The 18674-nt window shown below is 63.8% G+C and carries 19 protein-coding genes; 8 read left to right on the top strand and 11 right to left on the bottom strand.

What is annotated here, in order from left to right:
• The first annotated feature begins 32 nt into the window (after positions 1 to 32).
• The 4 genes from AB7C87_RS09005 to hjc all read left to right on the top strand — a co-directional run bounded on the left by AB7C87_RS09005 (position 33) and on the right by hjc (position 2402).
• Positions 33 to 200 carry a DUF7556 family protein gene (locus AB7C87_RS09005; protein WP_369729103.1) on the top strand — a complete coding sequence of 56 codons (168 nt, stop codon included), beginning with the start codon at positions 33 to 35 and terminating at the stop codon, positions 198 to 200.
• Between the two features lie 188 nt (positions 201 to 388).
• Positions 389 to 892, top strand: a complete 504-nt coding sequence (locus AB7C87_RS09010) for a DUF7974 family protein (RefSeq protein ID WP_369729104.1) — start codon at positions 389 to 391, stop codon at positions 890 to 892.
• A 62-nt stretch (positions 893 to 954) separates the two neighbouring features.
• A complete protein-coding gene (locus tag AB7C87_RS09015; protein WP_369729105.1) occupies positions 955 to 1788 on the top strand; it encodes a CPBP family intramembrane glutamic endopeptidase in 834 nt (277 codons plus the stop codon).
• Between the two features lie 89 nt (positions 1789 to 1877).
• Positions 1878 to 2402 carry a Holliday junction resolvase Hjc gene (hjc, locus tag AB7C87_RS09020; protein WP_369729106.1) on the top strand — a complete coding sequence of 175 codons (525 nt, stop codon included), beginning with the start codon at positions 1878 to 1880 and terminating at the stop codon, positions 2400 to 2402.
• A 135-nt stretch (positions 2403 to 2537) separates the two neighbouring features.
• Here hjc and AB7C87_RS09025 read toward each other — a convergent pair whose 3' ends face one another.
• Positions 2538 to 3200, bottom strand: coding sequence for an SWIM zinc finger family protein (locus AB7C87_RS09025; RefSeq protein WP_369729107.1), 663 nt, complete (start codon positions 3198 to 3200; stop codon positions 2538 to 2540).
• Between the two features lie 340 nt (positions 3201 to 3540).
• Between AB7C87_RS09025 and pspAB the strand changes: the two genes are divergently transcribed.
• The 3 genes from pspAB (at position 3541) to radA (ending at position 6992) form a co-directional block, all read left to right on the top strand.
• On the top strand, positions 3541 to 4152 hold the full coding sequence (gene pspAB / locus AB7C87_RS09030; protein ID WP_369729108.1) for a PspA-associated protein PspAB: 612 nt from the start codon (positions 3541 to 3543) through the stop codon (positions 4150 to 4152).
• 509 nt (positions 4153 to 4661) lie between these two features.
• Positions 4662 to 5771, top strand: a complete 1110-nt coding sequence (locus tag AB7C87_RS09035) for an outer membrane protein assembly factor BamB family protein (RefSeq protein WP_369729109.1) — start codon at positions 4662 to 4664, stop codon at positions 5769 to 5771.
• 189 nt (positions 5772 to 5960) lie between these two features.
• Positions 5961 to 6992 carry a DNA repair and recombination protein RadA gene (gene radA, locus AB7C87_RS09040; protein WP_369729110.1) on the top strand — a complete coding sequence of 344 codons (1032 nt, stop codon included), beginning with the start codon at positions 5961 to 5963 and terminating at the stop codon, positions 6990 to 6992.
• 473 nt (positions 6993 to 7465) lie between these two features.
• Here the strand turns inward: radA and sufU are convergent, their stop codons facing one another.
• From sufU to AB7C87_RS09090, 10 genes are all read right to left on the bottom strand, one after another.
• Positions 7466 to 7885, bottom strand: coding sequence for a Fe-S cluster assembly sulfur transfer protein SufU (gene sufU, locus AB7C87_RS09045; RefSeq protein ID WP_369729111.1), 420 nt, complete (start codon positions 7883 to 7885; stop codon positions 7466 to 7468).
• A 220-nt stretch (positions 7886 to 8105) separates the two neighbouring features.
• A complete protein-coding gene (locus AB7C87_RS09050) occupies positions 8106 to 8354 on the bottom strand; it encodes a DUF8015 family protein (protein ID WP_369729112.1) in 249 nt (82 codons plus the stop codon).
• 149 nt (positions 8355 to 8503) lie between these two features.
• Positions 8504 to 9136: an HD domain-containing protein gene (locus AB7C87_RS09055; protein ID WP_369729113.1), complete on the bottom strand. Its 633-nt coding sequence runs from the start codon at positions 9134 to 9136 to the stop codon at positions 8504 to 8506.
• 44 nt (positions 9137 to 9180) lie between these two features.
• The gene (locus tag AB7C87_RS09060) at positions 9181 to 10068 is read right to left on the bottom strand and encodes an ABC transporter substrate-binding protein (protein ID WP_369729114.1); all 888 of its coding nucleotides are present in this window, start codon (positions 10066 to 10068) and stop codon (positions 9181 to 9183) included.
• Positions 10069 to 10080: 12 nt separating this feature from the next.
• The gene (locus AB7C87_RS09065; protein WP_369729115.1) at positions 10081 to 11280 is read right to left on the bottom strand and encodes a PGF-CTERM-anchored ABC transporter substrate-binding protein; all 1200 of its coding nucleotides are present in this window, start codon (positions 11278 to 11280) and stop codon (positions 10081 to 10083) included.
• Positions 11281 to 11470: 190 nt separating this feature from the next.
• Positions 11471 to 12715: an aminotransferase class V-fold PLP-dependent enzyme gene (locus tag AB7C87_RS09070; protein WP_369729116.1), complete on the bottom strand. Its 1245-nt coding sequence runs from the start codon at positions 12713 to 12715 to the stop codon at positions 11471 to 11473.
• Between the two features lie 105 nt (positions 12716 to 12820).
• A complete protein-coding gene (locus AB7C87_RS09075; RefSeq protein WP_369729117.1) occupies positions 12821 to 13114 on the bottom strand; it encodes a DUF424 domain-containing protein in 294 nt (97 codons plus the stop codon).
• A 2-nt stretch (positions 13115 to 13116) separates the two neighbouring features.
• Positions 13117 to 13929 (bottom strand): tetratricopeptide repeat protein, encoded by an 813-nt coding sequence (locus AB7C87_RS09080; RefSeq protein WP_369729118.1) that lies wholly within the window; start codon positions 13927 to 13929, stop codon positions 13117 to 13119.
• Between the two features lie 75 nt (positions 13930 to 14004).
• On the bottom strand, positions 14005 to 14694 hold the full coding sequence (locus tag AB7C87_RS09085) for a CRISPR-associated protein Cas4 (RefSeq protein WP_369729119.1): 690 nt from the start codon (positions 14692 to 14694) through the stop codon (positions 14005 to 14007).
• Between the two features lie 69 nt (positions 14695 to 14763).
• On the bottom strand, positions 14764 to 15354 hold the full coding sequence (locus AB7C87_RS09090) for a conditioned medium-induced protein 4 (protein ID WP_369729120.1): 591 nt from the start codon (positions 15352 to 15354) through the stop codon (positions 14764 to 14766).
• 178 nt (positions 15355 to 15532) lie between these two features.
• On the opposite strand from AB7C87_RS09090, the gene AB7C87_RS09095 reads away from it, so the two are divergent.
• The gene (locus AB7C87_RS09095; protein WP_369729121.1) at positions 15533 to 17740 is read left to right on the top strand and encodes a (Fe-S)-binding protein; all 2208 of its coding nucleotides are present in this window, start codon (positions 15533 to 15535) and stop codon (positions 17738 to 17740) included.
• Positions 17741 to 18674: the final 934 nt, after the last annotated feature.

Raw genomic sequence — 18674 nt, forward strand, 5'->3', positions numbered from 1 at the left:
AGTTTATATGTGGGTGTGTGTGACTCTCTTACATGGCGACGAACCCCCACGCCACGACGGAACACGATACCATCGTTGGCTCGATCGACTCTGCCGGCACGAGCGACCGCGACGAGTACGTTATCGCGGACATCTCCGCGGACGGCGCGTGGCTCTCGATGCAGGCCGAGGCGGCACCGACGCTTACGGCCTGGCGATAACCGAAGTGGGGGGCGGGAGACTGGGGGGTCTCGCTACGTCTTCCTCGCGGACGACGATCGGTTCTCACTCGAGGAGTCGACCATCCGAGCGATCGCATCGCGGATTCAGTCGGGCGGTCCAGCATCGAACGCTCGCGCCGTCAACTCTCGTTCGATACCGTTAGTATCGAGGAGCGACTTGCTCGCCCATGGTCGGTCCGAAGCCACACGAACGGGCTTCCGGTGGCGCTTCGAGTCCCGAGACCGACGGCTCCCGGTGGACGGTCGCGACGCTCCTCTCGGCGCTCGTTCCGACCGCCATCGCCCGACGAGCGATCTCGGTCTCGGTCGAGACGGATCGTGCCGTCTACGAGGCGGGCGATCCCGTCGAAATCACCGTCGAGTTTCGGAACCGACTCCCGCTGGCGGTCGAGATTCCGACGCCAACCCGGCGACGCTGGGGGTGGAGCGTCGACGGCGAACTCGAGGCGACGGACGAGCGACGCTTCGTCAGGGATCGGCCGTCGGCGTTTTCGTTCGACAGGGGCGAGCGAAAACGCACGCGAATTACCTGGAACGGGCGGTTCGAACGCACTCGAGGTCGACACGAGTCGATCGTTCCCGAACCTGGTGAGTACGAGATCCGAGCGTTCGTCGCCGGCCACGAGGGTCGCCACCAACCCGCCGATTCGACGACGATCGAACTCGAGTGAGCGATCGTCCGGGTTCGGAAAACCACCACACTGACTTACGACTGGACCGTATCACTCGAGAGATGGATACCTCCTCGCGCGTTCGCGACGGCAGTCCGATCGTCGCGACGGCCGTCGCGATCGGTCTCGCTATCTTCGGAATCGCCGCGACCCAGCTGACGACGTTGCCGGCGTTTCTGCTGGATCCGGCGCTGATAACGTCGCCGGGAGATGCCTCGATCACCGCGCGGACCGCACTCATGGTGCTCAACTTCCTCGGGTTCGCCCTCGCCGGCGGGATCTACCTCGCCGCGACCGACCGGGGCTGGTCGTACGTCGACTGGCGGATGCCGACGGGACGCGGGTGGATCTACGTCCTCGTCGGGATCGTCGGCAGCATCGCCTTCTACTTCCTCGTGAGCATCCTCGTCCAACTGCTCTCGTTACCCACCACGGACAATCAGGTAATGGAGTACGTCGCTGGCGACCAGACGATGATCCTCGTCATGATTCTCATCGTCTTCTTTTTCAACGCACCCGCCGAGGAGTTTCTCTTCCGAAACGTCATCCAAAAACGCCTCTACGACGCGTTCACTCGGATGCAAGCCGTCGTCGTCGCGAGTCTCATCTTCGCGCTGGTTCACATTCCGGCGTACCTCGCCGCCTCCGGCGATCTCCTCTCGATCGGGCCGGACGCACTGTTCGCGACGACCGTCTCGCTCGCGGTCGTCTTCGGCGGTTCGCTCATCTTCGGCTACCTGTACGCGAAAACCGACAACCTCGTCGTCCCGACGGCCGCCCACGCCGCGTTCAACGCGTTCCAGTTCGGCCTGCTCTATCTCGCCCTCGAGTTCGGTCTCGAGGTGGAAGACCCCGCGCAGTCGGTCGTGGCCGACCTCGTGTTCGTCCTCTCGTAGCGCCGCCGTTGGCTTCGAGGATCGGTTCGTGTTCGGTCCCGCCGACCTGCGTCCGTCCTTTTAATACCCCCCGCCGGCGAGTGGTGGATATGTCTCATGCGAAGGGCGACCGCCGCGAGCGCGAACTCGTCAACGAACTCGACGAGGCGGGCTTTGCGGTGATGCGTGCGCCCGCAAGCGGCGCGGCGACCGACCGGGAACTCCCCGACGTTCTCGCGGGCGACGGCGAGGTCTTCTACGCGATCGAGGCCAAATCCAGCTCCGGCGATCCGATCTACCTCTCGGGCGAGGAAGTCGAGGCGCTGATCTACTTCGCACAGAACTTCGGCGCGAAACCCCGCATCGGCATCCGCTTCGACCGCGAGGACTGGTACTTCTTTCACCCGGCCGATCTCCACGTCACCGACGGCGGTAACTACCGCGTCAAAAAGGAGACAGCCATCGCCGACGGCGTCGACTTCCCCGAGTTCGTCGGTCGATCCGAGAAGATGACTCTCGAGGAGGTCGGCGACGGCGGTGACGACGGCCCCAACGAGGAGATCCTCCGCGTCCTGAACGCCGTCGAACAGGGCGTGATGGACGTCGAGGAGGCCGCGGAGTTACTCGAGCAGTGACGGAGACTGGAGTGGGGACTCGAGCAGTGACGGAGACTGGAGTGGGGACTCGAGCAGTGACGGAGACTGGAGTGGGGACTCGAGCAGTGACGGAGACTGGAGTGGGGACTCGAGCAGTGACGGAGACTCGAACAGTTACGGCGGAACGACTCGCTCGAGACGCGTCCGCGGGAAGGTGTAGACCGTAAGCGACGACGGGACGACGCCGTTGCGCTTTACGCTGGCGTGGGGGTAGACCGCGGCGACGACGGGGACGTCGGGGTCGTACGCTTCGTTCGTCTCGTACTCGGCGACGGTGCAGTCGGCCGCTCGAATCTCGACCGCATCCGCGCGGTACTCGGAGACGTCGACGACAGTGAGACGGCTTCCAGTCTCTCGGTCTCGAACCGTATCGCCCGGCCCGATAGCGTGGTCTACGCAGTAGAACGGACCGGCGGCTTCACCGCCGCCTCGATACCACATCGTGGCAACGCTTTCGTCGACGAACACCGTCTCGCCGCAGTCGTGACACTCCACGGTAACCTCGCCCGGCGGCGGCGTTCGCCCTTCCGTGATCTCCATCGCGATCCGGCGGACGTGCTTACATCGAACGCCGCGGAAGACGTGGTCGGGGCAGGTACACCGACCCGCCTCGAGGTCGACGAGGTAGGTGTGTTCGCTGGCCGATTCGACCTCGTAGAGCCCGTCGCCAAGCGGGAGAACGGACATCGACTCTTCGCGGGCACGGCGCGAGCGCTCCTCGAGGTGGTCGGGCGTCGAAACGGGAAGCGGTGCTTTCGGTGACGCTATTGTTTTCATGGGTGCGTCGGGCGTGTAAACGGCGTCTCGGTCGGTCGGCTATTCGACTCTAGTACGTGCTCGAGGCCTATAACGGGTGTGTTCGTCAGGTACGCTGATGATTCTCGCGTCGTTTCACGTCGTGTTCTCTCGTGTCGTTTGTCACTCCGACGTCATACCTGCTCGTGACGCGTTATCTGTCATTCCACGTCGCGTTCGCTCGCAACGTGTCGTTTGCCACCGTTCTACGCCGCGCCTGTCTCGAGTGTCCGTCCATCGTCGGCGTCGACCGCCGACCGGAGACGTTCGGATCGCGCGACCAACAGGTGCATTCTAAGGGCTCGGGTTCGTTTCACAGCCTATGGGACTGCTGGACGGACTCCGCGCCGCGCTCGGATTGCGCGCCGAAGCGGACGCGAAACGCGACGCCGACCCTGACGACCTCTTCGGGATGAGCACCGCCTACCTCACGATGGAGGCCGAACTCGGCTACGACGCCATCGGCGTCGGCGCGCTCTGTTTCTCCGGCGTCGACTCGAACAGCTTTCGCGAGGCCGTCGACGAGGTCGAGGCCATCCTCGAGGCCGGCCGCGAGGAGACCGGAACCGACTTTTCGGTCTCCGAGGACGACCACGGCTACCACTGGGTGATCCTAGAGGACGACGACACCGAGGACCTCATCACGAGCATGCACTTCGCCGCGGACACCTTCGTCGAACACGGCTACGGCTCCCGACTGCTCGCGGCCGTCTTCGGTTACGAGGATCATCGGAGCGGCGATCCGGCCTATTGGATCTACTCCTTCCGCCGGGGATCGTTTTACCCCTTCGCACCCCAGTCGGGCCGCGAGCGCGACTCGAGCGCCGAGTTCAAACTCGAGGCGGCCTTAGACGGTGAACTCGAGATCGAACGCGAAAAGGAGTACTGGTACCCGCTGTGGCCGAGTCGACGCGGTACTCATCCCTGGGAGTGAGACGGTCTGCTGTCAGTCATTTCCGGTGCGACTGCGACCCGTCCTGCGAGACCACCGGTGAATCGGTACAGCAAACCGTATGAAACGGTCTTTCGTTCCGGTGAGCCGACGGACTGGTCGGGGGTTTTCGCGACTGGCGGATACCAGGACGTCAGCACGACGAACCTCACCGCTCCCTGGGACGCTCAGACGAACCCAAACCACGTAGGGAGTACCGCCATACCGTCCCATCGCCTACGAGTCGTCGGCGGGACGACGATCACCGCGGCGGGCCCACACGCCGACGTCCTGTCTTTCCTTCCATCCGACTGCACACCCGGAGATCTCCGTCTGGGCCGGAGTACGATGCTCGGCACGCACGCTCGATCCATCCCCGACTGTCTCCCACCGTTCGGCCGTTCCGGTTCGGCGGCCGTCGAACACGACCAACTACCGCAGGACGTTGCACCCATGCGGATCGTCGTCGCCTGTCGGACCCATTATACCGATCCGTTCACTACGTCGACACAGTGACGGAGTGGAACCAGTTCAAGGCCGATCGACGAAACGCCGGTATCGTTCCCGAGGTCGAGGGACCGTACCGGATCGAGGAGACGTGGACGGCGGAGCTTACTGGCTCGGCCGGTTCGCCGGTCCTCGACCGCGACACCGTCTTCGTGGGCACGGACCGTGGAAACCTGTACGCACTCGAAGCCGACACCGGCCGCCGTCGCTGGGTGCTCGAGACGGTCGAGCCGACCGATTCGGCGCCGGTCGTTACGCGCGAACGGGTGTGTTTCGGAACGAGCGGCGGGACGGTCCGTGCGGCCGACCCAGCGACCGGCGACGAGCTATGGGAGACCGATCTGCCGGCCCCGCTCACGACGCCGCTCTCGCGATCCGACGGACGGCTTTACGCCGGACACGAGGACGGTCTCTCGGCGCTCGAGGCCGAAACGGGCGAACTCGTCTGGACCTACGAAACTGACGCACCCGTCGCCGGGACGCCCGCGATCGACGACGACCGAGAGTGGGACGGCGCGCGCGTTTTCGTCGGAACCGAGGACGAGACCGCCGTTGCGGTCGACGCCGAGGCGGGCGAAGAGTGCTGGACGGTACCGACGGACGGCGCCGTAACCGGCGGACCGACGGTCGCCGACGGCCGCGTTTACGTCGCCGACGACGGCGGGACCCTGCTCGCACTCGGCGGCGATACCGGTCAGACGTGGTTCACCTATCAGGTCCGGGGCTCGCTCACCTCCTCGGCGACGGTCCTCGTCGACGACGAACTCGAGGACGGCGGGACGACGTTTGTCGGCGCCGACGACGGCTATCTCCACGTCACCGACACGACGTTCGGGCGGCGAAAGGTCCGGGGTTGGCTGTTCTCGAAGAAAGGGATCGGTCTCGACGGCCCAATTCGTTCGGATCCCGTCGTCGTCGGCGACGTCGTCTGCGTCGGCGACTCGACCGGCTCGCTCTACGGCATCGACGTCGAGGAGTTCGATCACCTCTGGTATCACTCGCTTGCGGCCCCGATCACGGCCACGCCCGCGGTCGGCGAGCAGTGTCTCTATGTCGGGTGCGAGGACGAGCGGCTGTACCGTCTCGAGTGGACTCCGGGCGAAGCGAAACCGTAGGTTCGCCCGTTTCGAGGCGCTTGCCGTCTCGGGACGAGTGGGCTCATCGCCTATCCATCGGTCGCGGCGGCTTCCCCTTCCTATCTAAACTCTCCGATAGAATCTCGAACGGCCCGACGCAGTACGGCACTTTCACTTTCACTCCCCTGTTAACGAGCCTTTATGGGGTGTCCGGAACTACGTCGGAGTATGCCAGAAGCAGATCTCGAGACGCTCCCCGGCGTCGGACCGGCAACCGCAGACAAACTCCACGACGCAGGCTTCGAATCGTTCCAGAGTCTCGCCGTCGCCTCGCCGTCCGAACTCTCGAACACGGCCGACGTCGGCGAGTCGACGGCCGCCGACATCGTTCGCGCCGCCCGCGACGCCGCCGACATCGGCGGCTTCGAGACCGGCGCGACGGTCCTCGAGCGACGAAACAAAATCGGCAAACTCACCTGGCACATCGACGAGGTCGACGACCTGCTGGGCGGCGGGATCGAGACCCAGTCGATCACGGAAGTGTACGGCGAGTTCGGCTCCGGTAAGTCCCAGGTCACCCACCAGATGTCCGTCAACGTCCAGCTCCCCCAGGAGGTCGGCGGTCTCCACGGCAGTGCCATCTTCGTCGACTCCGAGGACACGTTCCGCCCCGAACGTATCGACGACATGGTCCGCGGACTTCCGGACGACGTCATCGACGCCACGCTCGAGGACCGCGAGATCGAGGGATCGGCCGGCGACGAGGAGGCGATGGACGAACTCATCGAGGACGTCCTCGACAAAATCCACGTCGCGAAGGCGTTCAACTCCAACCACCAGATGTTGCTGGCCGAGAAGGCCAAGGAACTGGCGAGCGAACACGAGGAGTCCGAGTATCCGGTTCGCCTGCTCGCGGTCGACTCGTTGACGGCCCACTTCCGCGCGGAGTACGTCGGCCGTGGCGAACTCGCGGACCGACAGCAGAAGCTCAACAAACACCTCCACGACTTAGACAAGGTCGGGAACCTCTACAATGCGGCCGTGCTCGTCACCAACCAAGTCGCATCCAACCCCGACTCGTTCTTTGGCGACCCGACCCAGCCGATCGGTGGCAACATTTTAGGCCACAAGTCCACCTTCCGAATCTACCTCCGCAAGTCCAAGGGTGACAAACGGATCGTCAGACTGGTCGACGCGCCGAACCTCGCCGACGGAGAAGCCGTTATGCGCGTACAGGACGGCGGCCTGATGGCGGAGTAATCCTCGACCGAGAGCGCACGGAGACGCTTTTGATGCGCTCTTAACGTGCTTTTGACGTGCCTTCGATGCCGGCTTTCGTCCACCGTGTTGCACGCGAAAAACGACTCTCTCGCTCACACTCGAGCGGTCAGCACTGATCGTGCTTGGCGCTGGCTTGCAAGCGAGAGTGCACTGACGGAAAACGTCTGCGACAGAGCTTACGCGATTCACTCCCGTTGAGCAAACCGAAGGTTTGCGATGCCCATCAGAACGCAAGCGTTCTGCGGACGTCCCCAGAAATCGAAGATTTCTGTGTGCGAACAAATCGCGGAGCGATTTGTCAACGCCCTGTTCGTTCCTCGGTTCCGACAGAGCGTCGGAACACTCGTCGCTCACGAGAAGAGCGGGATTCTCTCGCTGAATCAAGATAGTGACGTAAAGGGCTCCGCGTCGGCGAATCGAACCGTTCGGAACGTCGACCCGATTCGGCTCGATCAGTCTTCGGTCGTCGTCTTCTCGACCTCGAGTTCGCCGCGGTAGATCTCCGCGCCGTCCTGGGCGACCTTCTCCGCGAGCACCGCACATTTGATCCGCATCGGCGAGATGTCGACGCCGAGCATGTCGACGATGTCGTCGCGGTCCATCTCGAGCAGTTCGTCGACGGTCTTGCCCGTCAACTCACTCGAGAGCATACTCGCGGAGGCCTGGCTGATCGCACAGCCGTCGCCCGAAAAGGCGACGCGTTCGATCGTCTCGTCGTCCTCGTCGAGACGGACGTCCATGCGAATCTCGTCACCGCACATCGGGTTCTCGCCGACGTGGGTGAAGGTGGGATCCTCGAGTTTCCCGTAGTTCCGGGGGTTCTTGTAGTGGTCGAGGATCTGCTGTCTGTACATGTCCGAGCCAAGTCCCATCGTGTCCTCGAATAGATCGGAGAGTTGTAAAAGGGTTCCGGGGAACGGTTCCGACCCGTTACCACGATCGGTTACGTCGACTGTCGATCGTCAAAAGCGCGTGACGATGATCGGTTACGGACGGAGACCCGATACCTGCCGTCGATCGTCGCCGCTCGCGTCGAAGACTCGTACTGTCGGATGGGACTTCGCGGAGAACGGTTGCTGGTCGGTACGCACCCTACGTCGGCCCCCGTTCGGTCGGAGGATTCAGGTAGCAGGCGTCGACGATCACGACCATCCCGACGACGGCCGCAACGACCATTGTGGCCTCGAGCGAGACGCCCAGGACGCTCGCCCCGACCAGTGCAACCGCGAACGCGATCGGGACGATCGCGAGCAGGAAATCGTACCGATTCGCCGCGGTGAGTGCGTCGATCAGGACGTCGAACGGATCCCGCTTGGGACGTCCAATGGACTTCTCGTACATCGGCTTTCACCTCGGCAATCCATTGTAACGGAGCGAGCCCCAAAAGCGCTGTGCGCCCGTCGACTCGATCGTCGAAGCTGTGGGCTCGAGAGCGTCCGAACGCGGTTTACACCGCCAGCCGCCAGTGCGGTGTCGGTGGCGTCTGAAGATCAGCGCTCGCCCGCCACTTCGGCGTCGAACTGCGAGACGAACTCGCGGACGTACGCGGCGCGGCGATCGGCGAGCTCCCGACCGGCGTCGGTGTACATCCGTTCCGGGAGGTCGAGGATCTTGCGATGGAGGTGGTTGTACTGTGTCTGTCCGGCAGTCGTCTCGTCGTCCTCGAGCGCGGTCGCCGGATCGTGGATCGGCGAGCCGATCGCGGTGCCGTGAGCGAACAGGCGGGCGAGGCCGACCGCACCCAGCGCGTCGAGGTTGTCCGCATCGGAGAGCACCTTCGCCTCCGGCGTTTCCGGCTCGATCGCGTTCGAGTAGCGGTGGGCACGAATACAGTGTGTGACGCGTTCGATCGTCTCCGTGCTCGCGTCGGCGGCCTCGAGAATTACGCCGGCCTCCCTCGCTCCCCAGGTCGCGTGGTCGTCGATTTCGCCGCGATCTTCCCGTTCGCGGCCGATATCGTGGAGAAGCACGGCGAGTGTGAGGACTCGTTCGTCGACCGGTTCGGGATGGCGCTCGAGCAACGTCTCCGCGAGCGCCTCGACGCGCTCGACGTGATGCCAGTCGTGGGCTGGCGGGGCATCCTCGAAGTACGGGCGGGCGCGCGTTCGAACCGTCTCCAACATGGACCCGGGTTATCAGATAACGGGCATAACCGTTTCGACCGGCGCTACGGACGGACGACGTCCTCGGGTGTCGATCCGAACTCGTCGGGGTGACAGAGCGCGGCGAGCCGTTCTGCGGCATCGACCAGCCGCGGGGTCCAGCGGGTCAGGTACGCGCTTCCGTCGAGGACGAACGCGCGGTCTTCCCGAACCGCGGTGAGGTCGTCCCATCCCGGTCGGTCGGACAGTTCGTGAAACTGCTCGAGCGTCCGTTCGGCGTCGAACCCGCAGGGGGCGACGACCACCACCTCCGGATCGTACGCGAGGAACTCCTCCCACTCGAGCGGGGCGGACCGGTCGCCGGGTTCGCCGAGGCCGTACTCGCCGCCAGCGACGCGGACGACGTCGGGGACCCAGCTTCCGCCGGGCCGGATCGGGTCCATCCACTCGAGGACGGCGGTTCGCGGCCGCTCGCCGTCGGGAACTCGCTTCTCGACGGCGTCGGTTCGCCGCCGAAGGTCGTCGACCAGCGTCGCCGCTCGCTCTTCCCGGCCGACCGCCTCGCCGACGTCACGGACGCACGTCAGGACGTCCTCGAGGCGGTTGGCCTGCAGCGCCAGCACGTCGGGGTCGACCGCGAGATCGGAAAGCGTCTCGCCGACGAGGACGTCGTCAACGGCACAGACGCCACAGACGCCCTGCGTGACGATGAGGTCGGGCTCGAGCTCGCTGATTCGGTCGGCGTCCATCCGGTAGAGGTGGCCGTCCTCGGTCGCCGATCGGACCTGCTCGTGACGGTCGGCGCTTGCGGTCGCGTCGACTTTCGAGACGTCGATCGCGGGTAGTTCGGCCACTTCGGGTGGGTAGTCACAGGCGTGAGAGACCGCGACCGGCTCGACGCCTAACGCGTACAGGATCTCCGTCGACGACGGCGACGTGGAGATGACGTTCATACGAGAGTGCTCTCACGAACGATCATTACGATGACGGAGCGACCCGATCGCGGCGAGTGCGACTGCGACGACGGCTGCAGCCGTCGCGGCCGAAGCGAGTCCGAATCCGGGCACGCCGTCTGCATCGTCGCCGGCCGTTTCGTCGTCCGATTCCGTCGTCTCTGCCGGCGCATCGTCGTCGACATCGGGTTCGTCATCGGCGCTCGAGTCGCCACCGTCGTCGTCCGCCGAGTCGCCGTCGCCAGTCGGTTCGTCGGCCGCGTCGGCGGTCGCCGCCGCGTACGCCTCGGGGTGGAACGTCTCCGCAAACGTCGTAATCGCGTGAATTACCCGCGGACCGGGTCGATTCAGGTGGTTGATGTCGACCGTCACTACCTGGTCGGACTGGACGGCCGTCGTCGACTCGTACGCCGAACTATCGGGCATCTCCGGCGAGTTTGTGTTCAACACGATCCAGTCGGGGTCCTGTTCGACGACGGTCTCTTCGCTTAGCTGTTCGTACGCCGCGACGCCCGCCTCGGCCGCGACGTTCGTTCCCCCGCCGGTTTCGATCAACTCGTGGATGAACGTCTCCTCGCCCGCCGTAAACCCGAAGAACGTATAGAGGACGTCCGGACGCTCCTCGCCCTCGAGGGCCGCCTCGACGATCTCGAGTTCGTCGTCCATCCAGGCGACGGTCTCCTCGGCACCTTCACACTCGCCGACGAGCGAACCGACGAGTAACGTCCGCTCGCGGACCTCCTCGAGTGACTCCGCCGACTGGAAGTAGTAGACGGTCACGCCGGCCTCCCGGAGCGTCTCGACGGTTTCCTCGGAGACGAAGTTCGAACTCGGGGCGAGCACGAGATCCGGCTCCAGGTCGACGACGATCTCGGGTTCGATCGTCTCCGCGTCCGTCGAGATGTTCGTCCGCTCCGAGGCACCCTCGAGGTTCTCGGCGTGTTTGGTCGTCCCTACGACTTTTTCCTCGGCGCCGATCTCCCACATCGTCTGGGCCGCACTCGGGTTGAGCGTGACGACCGTCTCGGGTTCGTCCTCGAGGGTGACTTCCGTCCCGCTGTCGTCGGTCATCGTCACCGGGAACGAACAGTCGTCGACCGTGTCGATCGACGGCCGCTCGTGTGCTACTGACTCGCCTCCAACCGCGGCGACGGGAGTGCACGCCACCATCAGAACGAGCAACGCGATTCCACCGATCCGTATTCTACTCATCGGGCTACCGTCGCCAGCACTCCAATATATATGTGACTGTTACAAACTCACTTTCGAACACCGCTTCGAAACTCTCGGATCGCGGACTCGTCCTGCCGGGAGATCACTCGAGTGAAACGTCGTGATTCGACTGCAGGCGGCGGCATCCGTGACACTGGCCGCCGCAGACCGGATGCCGTGACACCGCCGCTTACGCGAACAGCTGACGCGCATCGTCTAACGCCGCGACCAGCTTGTCGACCTCGTCTTTCGTGTTGTAGACGTAGAAGGAGGCTCGAGTCGAGGCGGCGACGCCCAGCCTGTCGTGAAGCGGCTGAGTACAGTGGTCACCCGCCCGAACCGCGACGGTGTGATCGTTCATGATCGAGGCGATGTCGTGGGCGTGAACGCCTTCGAGGTTGAAACTCACCAGCCCGCCGCGGTCGGGGCCGGGTTCGGGGCCGTAGATCTCGACGTCGCCCTCGGCCTCGAGTCGCTCGTAGGCGTAGCGGGCGATCTCCTCTTCGTGGGCCTGGATGCGGTCCATGCCGATCTCCTCGAGCCAGTCGATGGCGGCCACGAGGCCGACGGCTTCGGCGATCTGTGGCGTTCCGGGTTCGAACTTCCAGGGCAGGTCGCCCCAGGTCGACTCCTCGAAGGTGACCTTGCGGATCATGCCGCCGCCGTAGAGGTAGGGGTCCATCTCCTCGAGCAGGTCTCGCTTGCCGTAGAGGACGCCGATGCCGGTGGGGCCGGCCATCTTGTGGCCCGAGAAGGCGTAGAAGTCGGCGTCGATCTCGCCGACGTCGACCGGGCGGTTGGGGACGGCCTGGGCGCCGTCGATAAACGAGAGCGCGCCGTGTTCGTGGGCGAGTTCGGTGAGTTCGGCGACGGGGTTGACGGTGCCCAGCGTGTTCGAGACGTGGACCGCCGAGACGATTGCGGCGTCGTCGTCGATCAGTTCGCGGGCGTGGTCCATGTCGAGGCGGCCATCGTCGTCGACCCGGATGTACTCGACGTCGGCACCCGTCTGCTCGCCGATCTGTTGCCACGTGACGAGCGAGGCGTGGTGTTCCATCTCCGTCAGCACGACGCGATCACCGGGCTCGAGTTCGTTCAGCCCCCAGGCGTAGGCGACGAGGTTCTCGCTCTCGGTCGTGTTCTTGGTGAAGATGACCTCCTCGCGGCCGTCGGCGCCGATGAAGTCGGCGACGCGGTCGTGGGCTTCCTCGTAGGCGATCGAGGCCTCCTGGCTCAGGTGGTGGATCCCGCGGTGGATGTTCGCGTTGTACTCGCGATAGTAGTCGCTCATCGCGTCGACGACCGGATCCGGCGTCTGGGTCGTCGCCGCGTTGTCGAGGTAGACGACCTGCTGGCCGTCGAACTCCCGCTCGAGGATCGGAAACTCCTCGCGGATAGCCTCGACGTCGAGCGCCTCGAGATTCTGTTGGCTCATTGGCGACTAGCAAGGGCCGAACACAAAACACTCCTTCGGTCCGCCGATCAGCCTCCGCTCGGAACGGCAACGATCCGGCCGAGACGGACATCGTGCGGAGGCCGATCAGTAGAGCCGAAGCAACTGTGCGTGGAGGGTGTCCTCGACCTCGAGGACGTTTTCGGCCTGGATAATGCCCTCGTCGATGGCGAGTTCGACAGCCTGCGTTCCGACGATGTTGGCGACGGTGGCTCTCGCTAAGCTGTCGATCACCGCGGCTTCGTCGACGGATTCGCCGCCGTAGAACTCCTCGGTGACCGTAAGCGACAGCTCTCCTTCCTCGAACGTCTCGCCGAGGACGTCGTCGTCACAGATAGCGACAAGCAACCCCTCGGGTGTCTCCCGTTCGGTGAGGTACATCGTCACTCGAGTTCCCACTCGCGCTCTGGGTCACGGTTCGCCTCCTCGTAGGGGGACCCACCTCCTTGCATCTCCTCTCGTTGTTCCATCACTCGCTGTTCGGCTCGCTCGCGCATCTCGTTTGCTTCCTCGGCGATCTCCTCGGCCTCGTCGTACTCGCCTAAGTCCTCCAGGATGTGGGCTTTCTCCTCGAGGACTTTTCCGTTGCGCATCCCGAGGCGGATGGCGTTGTCGATGCAGTGGAGTGCCTCCTCGGATAAGCCCCGCTCGGAGAGGAAGAACGCTCGGTTGAACCAGCCCTGGGCGAACCGCTCGTCGACCTCGACGGCGCGCTCGGCGTGCTCTAAGGCCTGGGCTGTCTCGCCGAACTCCCAGAGTGCGTAGGCGAGGTTCGTCTCGGCCGTCGCGGCGTGTTCGCTCTCGTCGTCGATCGAAAGCGCCTCCCGGTGGGCGCCGATCGCCTCGTCGTACTCCTCGAGTTCGGCGTGGGCGGCACCTTTGTTCACCCAGGCCTCCTGGGCGAGTCGGTCGTCGTCGGCGAAGCGGGCGGCTCGCTCGAAGGCCTCAGTAGCCTGCTCGAAGCGGTTGATCCGCATGTAGTTGAGCCCGACGTCGAGGAGTTCCTCGGCGTCGACCGCATCCGACGGGATGTTCTGTGCGTCGAGTGTATCGGTGATTACCCGGGAGTCGACCGGATCGACCTTCGACGGGTCGACGTCCAGTTCCGGCGGATCCAGATCGAATTCGTCGTAGGGGTCGTCGAACCCCTCCCCTTCGGAGAAGCGATGGTCACGATCGTCCGATCGGTCGGTCATTACTAGACGGTGGCGACGAGGGCTGTTAAGGGCTACGACCCGCGTAGTGGCGACCATCACGCTCGTTCGACGGTATTAGCTCCCGATTCCGAGGAGTGATCGCAACGTTCGCGTCCGAACGCCGCACTCGCTGGCGAACTCACACTCGTCACATTTCGCACGATCGTTGATTCGCGGTGGCGGCCCGTCCAGTTTTCGCACCGTCCGAAGTGCCCGCCGGTAGCGAGCCTTTCGCCGAGTCGTCAACTCGAACGAGCGGACGACACCGTAGGCCGGATACTCGAGCCAGGCCCGGTCGACGCTCGTCTGTTCCTCCCAGGCGAGCGCCTTCGCGGCCGCGACGGCGTGGACGGTTTGCGTCTCCCAGACGCCTCGCTCGGGCGGTCTTCCCGTCGAGACGAGTACCGGCTCGAGCGGGTCGGTGAGCACCTTATGGACGATTCCACGACAGTCACGACCGCTCGCGAGGCGGTCGCGTTCCGCCGGATTCCGAAGTCGCTCCCAGCATTCCGCCTCCTCGAGACGGCTCCTGGTCGCCGCGAGCGCTTCGCGGTAGCGAACGGGTGCGACGGCGATCGGTTCCGTCGCGAGTGCTCCCGGCGAGGCCTCGAGGAGCGCTTCGTACCGCCGCTCGAGGTCCCTGATCGCGTCGACGCGTGGCGGCGGCTCACGGTCGCTGTCGTCGTTCGTCCGCCGGTAGTAACACTTTCGCGGACAGTACGCCGCCGTCCTGAGGTCGCTAAACGAGACCAGGGCTCGGGTCACGGAACGTCTGGCCGCCCGTTCCGATAAAAAGTCCCGGATCGACGTCGGGTCTCTCTCGACGATCCGTCGTTAGAAGTCGACGTTGGTCTCCATTCCTTCCGTCGCGTCCTCGAGGCCGTCTTCACGGACGTCGGTGGTCATGCGGGCGGAGAGTTCTGCGTCCGCGAGGAGGCTATCGAACTCGTCGCGGTAGCGGTCGTTGGCCGTCCGCGATTCGTCTTCGGCCGCGGCGACCCGCCGGTAGCGCCGGATGCGATCCTCGCTGACGCCGTACTCCTCGGCGAGGGTCGCATCGTCTTCCTCGCGGCCGCGGATCGCCGTGAGGTCGATCTCGTCCGCGTCGTCCTCGGCGATGAGGTGAAGCGACATTCGCGCCTCGAAGATCTCCGCAGGCTCGACCTCGAACCGGCTGGCGATCTCCTCGTCGCTGTCGCCGTCGTAAAACCCCGTGGCGACGTCGCGGAGTTGCTCGTCCGAGAGCGGCGTCTCGAACTCGTATCGCTCGCGCATCTGCTCGATGACGCCCGCGAGTCGCTCCTCGTCGGTTCGCTCGTCGCGCTCGAGCGAACCGCGGGTGTCCTCCTGTGATTCGGTGACCGTCTCCTCGCCGTCGGTGACGTCAGTGAAGATGTTCTTGAGTTCCTCCGTTTTTTCGTTCATGGGTGGACACTCCCGACGGGTGGCTATTTAAGCCTGTTGCCAGATAACGTCGAGTGGGAGTCGAACACGAACAACGATTATGAACTTGGATTGTGTTTGTTATTTTCGCCAGACGGCGGCGGAGTCGGTCTGCGAATACGTGACAAGAATTAAGTTCCGCCTCCGCTCGTAATCGTACATGAACGTCTTTGCCCAGACGGAGGTGACGAGGGAGACCTACTGGGGGATCAGTTCCACCGGGTTCGCAGTGTTCTATCTTCTCGCCGCGATCACGATCCTCGTCTTCCTCTACGGCGTCTACCGCCGCTTCGCACGGTACGCGGACGGCGACGACGACCCGTTCGCTCGCCTGGACGACCTTCCGAACCGAATCGTTGCCGCCGCGCGAATTGCCCTCTCGAACGAGAAACAGTTCGACAGGGATCTCTACGGCGGGTTGATGCACGCCTTCATACTCTGGGGGTTTCTGACGCTGTTTATCGCGACGACGATTCTCGCGGTCGATGGCTACGTCTACGAACCGATCGCACAGGCTAACTTCTGGGAGGGCGACTTCTATCTGGCCTACCAGTTCGTCGTCGACGCGATGGGACTGTTGTTCGTCGTCGGGATCGGCATGGCGATCTACCGCCGGTACTGGGTTCGCAACCGCCGCCTCTGGGGTCGACACACCTCGAGCGAGGACGATATCTTCATCTGGACGCTGTTCGGCCTCGGCGTCGGCGGCTTCCTCCTCGAGGGGCTTCGCATCTACGCGACGGGAATGCCCGACCACGAGATCGTCAGTTTCGTCGGTTACGGCCTCGCGCTGGTGTTCGAGGCGCTCTCCATTCCGCTGGCGGGCGAACCGGGCGTCAGCCTCTCGGCCGGCATCGTCACTGGTGAAAACCTCCACTGGCTTGCCTGGTGGTCACACTCCCTGCTCGCGTTCTTTTTCATCGCCTGGATCCCCTACGCCAAGCCGTTCCACATGATCTCCTCGTTCGCGAACGTCGTCACTCGCGACGAGAAGGCCGGGCGACGCCTCCCGAACGTTCCCGCGGATCTCGATGCGACCAACGCGGAGTCCATCGACGACTTCACCTGGAAAGAGATGCTCGACCAGGACGCCTGTACCAAGTGCGGGCGCTGTTCGTCGATCTGTCCGGCCAAGGCCTCCGACCGCCCGCTCGATCCCCGCGACGTCATCCTCGATCTGAAACGCTACCGCGAATCGCTCGAGGCCGGCGGCGACGAACAACCGATCGTCGCGGACGGCGGGACCTCGGTTATCAACGCGGAGACGATGGAGTCCTGTATGGCCTGTATGGCCTGCATGGATGCCTGCCCGGTCGAGATCGAGCATCTCCAGTCGTTTACCCGGCTCAACCGCCAGCTCACCGACCAGGGCGACGTCTCCTCGAACATGCAGGACGTCTTCCAGAACGTCATGCAACACGGCAACACGTTCGGCGACTCCCCGCGGAATCGCGCCGACTGGGCAGAGGACCTCGAGTTCGACCTCACCGACGCACGCGAAGAGAGGGTCGACTACCTCTGGTACGTCGGCGACTATCCGAGCTACGACGATCGCAACAAGCGGGTCGCCCGCTCGCTCGCCGCTATTCTCCAGGAAGCCGACGTCAGCTTCGGCATCTGCTTCGAGGACGAGAAGTACGACGGCAACGACGTCCGCCGCGTCGGCGAGGAGTTCCTCTACGTCGAACTCGCGGGTCACCACGTCGAGACCTGGGAGGATTGTGAGTTCGACACGATCGTCTGTACCGATCCCCACTCCTACAACACCTTCGCGAACGAGTACCCCGAGGTCGACTTCGCGGAGTTCGCCGACGATCCGATGATGCCGTTCGAGTACACCGACCAGTGGAACGACGACGGCGAAATCGACGTCAAACACTGGACGCAGGTCGTCGAAGAACTCGTCCAGCGTGGGAAACTCGAACTATCGGGCGACGAACTCGAGTACACCGTCACCTACCACGATCCGTGTCACCTCGGGCGGTACAACGACGAGTACGAGGCTCCGCGCGAACTCATCGAGGCGACCGGCTGTGACCTCTACGAGATGCCGCGCAACCGCGCCGACTCCTTCTGTTGTGGCGGCGGTGGCGGCGGCCTCTGGATGGAGTTCGACGAGGAACCCAAACCCAGCGAAGAGCGGTTGCGTGAGGCACTCGAGGAGACCGACGCAGGCAGCGCAGTCGAAAAGTTCGTCGTCGCCTGCCCGATGTGCATGACGATGTACGAGGACGGCCGGAAAACCGGCGACTTCGAGGACGATCTCGAGATCGTCGACGTCGCCGAACTGATCGTCGAGGCGATCAGCCAGAGACACGATCTCGACAGTAGCGTAGAGACGACGTCACCTACGGAGACCGGATCGTGAGTGTCCAAAACCCCGGATGACTGTAGCCCGAGAGGGTTCTTTATGTACTGTGATCCGGTGAGTCTGCCCCGAAACAAATAACGTCGCGAGGGTCGAACGGCCTATTATCGCCGCCACCGACACATTCCATTTCGTCCCCGTGGCCATGAAAATACTCGAGTTAATCTCGATCGACCGTAAACACCGAGAGCGCCTGAGTGTTTTTCTACTGGGAGTTCTCGCGATGATCGCTCTCACCCTGAGTTATCAGTCGTATCAGAATAAAAACATCTTGCACACCACGGTCAACGTGTTTTTATCGTATACGTTTCTGTTCGGAATCGCTGACTACTATCTGGATCTGGGTACACTCCGGTATATCCTGGTGTATTGTGCCGGGTCCGCGATCATCGTTACGACGGGGTATTTTTTCGAGCCGTCGTGGCCGCTTCTTTTTATTGGGTTCCTTATCGCTCTCCTATCTTCGGTTACGGTCGTCTGGTGGCTGTACGATCGGACGTGATACGTGACGGACGATCGTCGCACAAGCCGTTCGAACTCGGGCAGCTACAGGCCGGTACTCCGGCAAGAACGTTGGATTGGGGACGAAAAACCGCTCTCGTTTCGGTAACCTCGCTACGCAGTGGTCGATTGATCGTTCTTGCGTACACGATGACGCCCGAAGACGACCTCGAGATCGTCGACGTCGCCGAACTGATCGCCGAGGCAATCGGGGCCCAAGAGGAGGCGAACCTCGAGGTCGCGGCGGACTGATTCGCCGGAGTACTCTCCAACGATCTCCACGACTGGCTCGAGCGAGACTCTGTAGTAACAACTGAAACGACGTACACACTGATCGCACATTCCGCGGTTCTCGCTCACTCCGTTCGCTCACGGGTCGCGTTGCTCCCCGTTCGCTCCGAACCGCGCTCGCTCCGAACCGCGCGGCCGTCGC

It is taken from the genome of Natrarchaeobius versutus (assembly GCF_041205745.1).
GTDB lineage: Archaea > Halobacteriota > Halobacteria > Halobacteriales > Natrialbaceae > Natrarchaeobius > Natrarchaeobius versutus.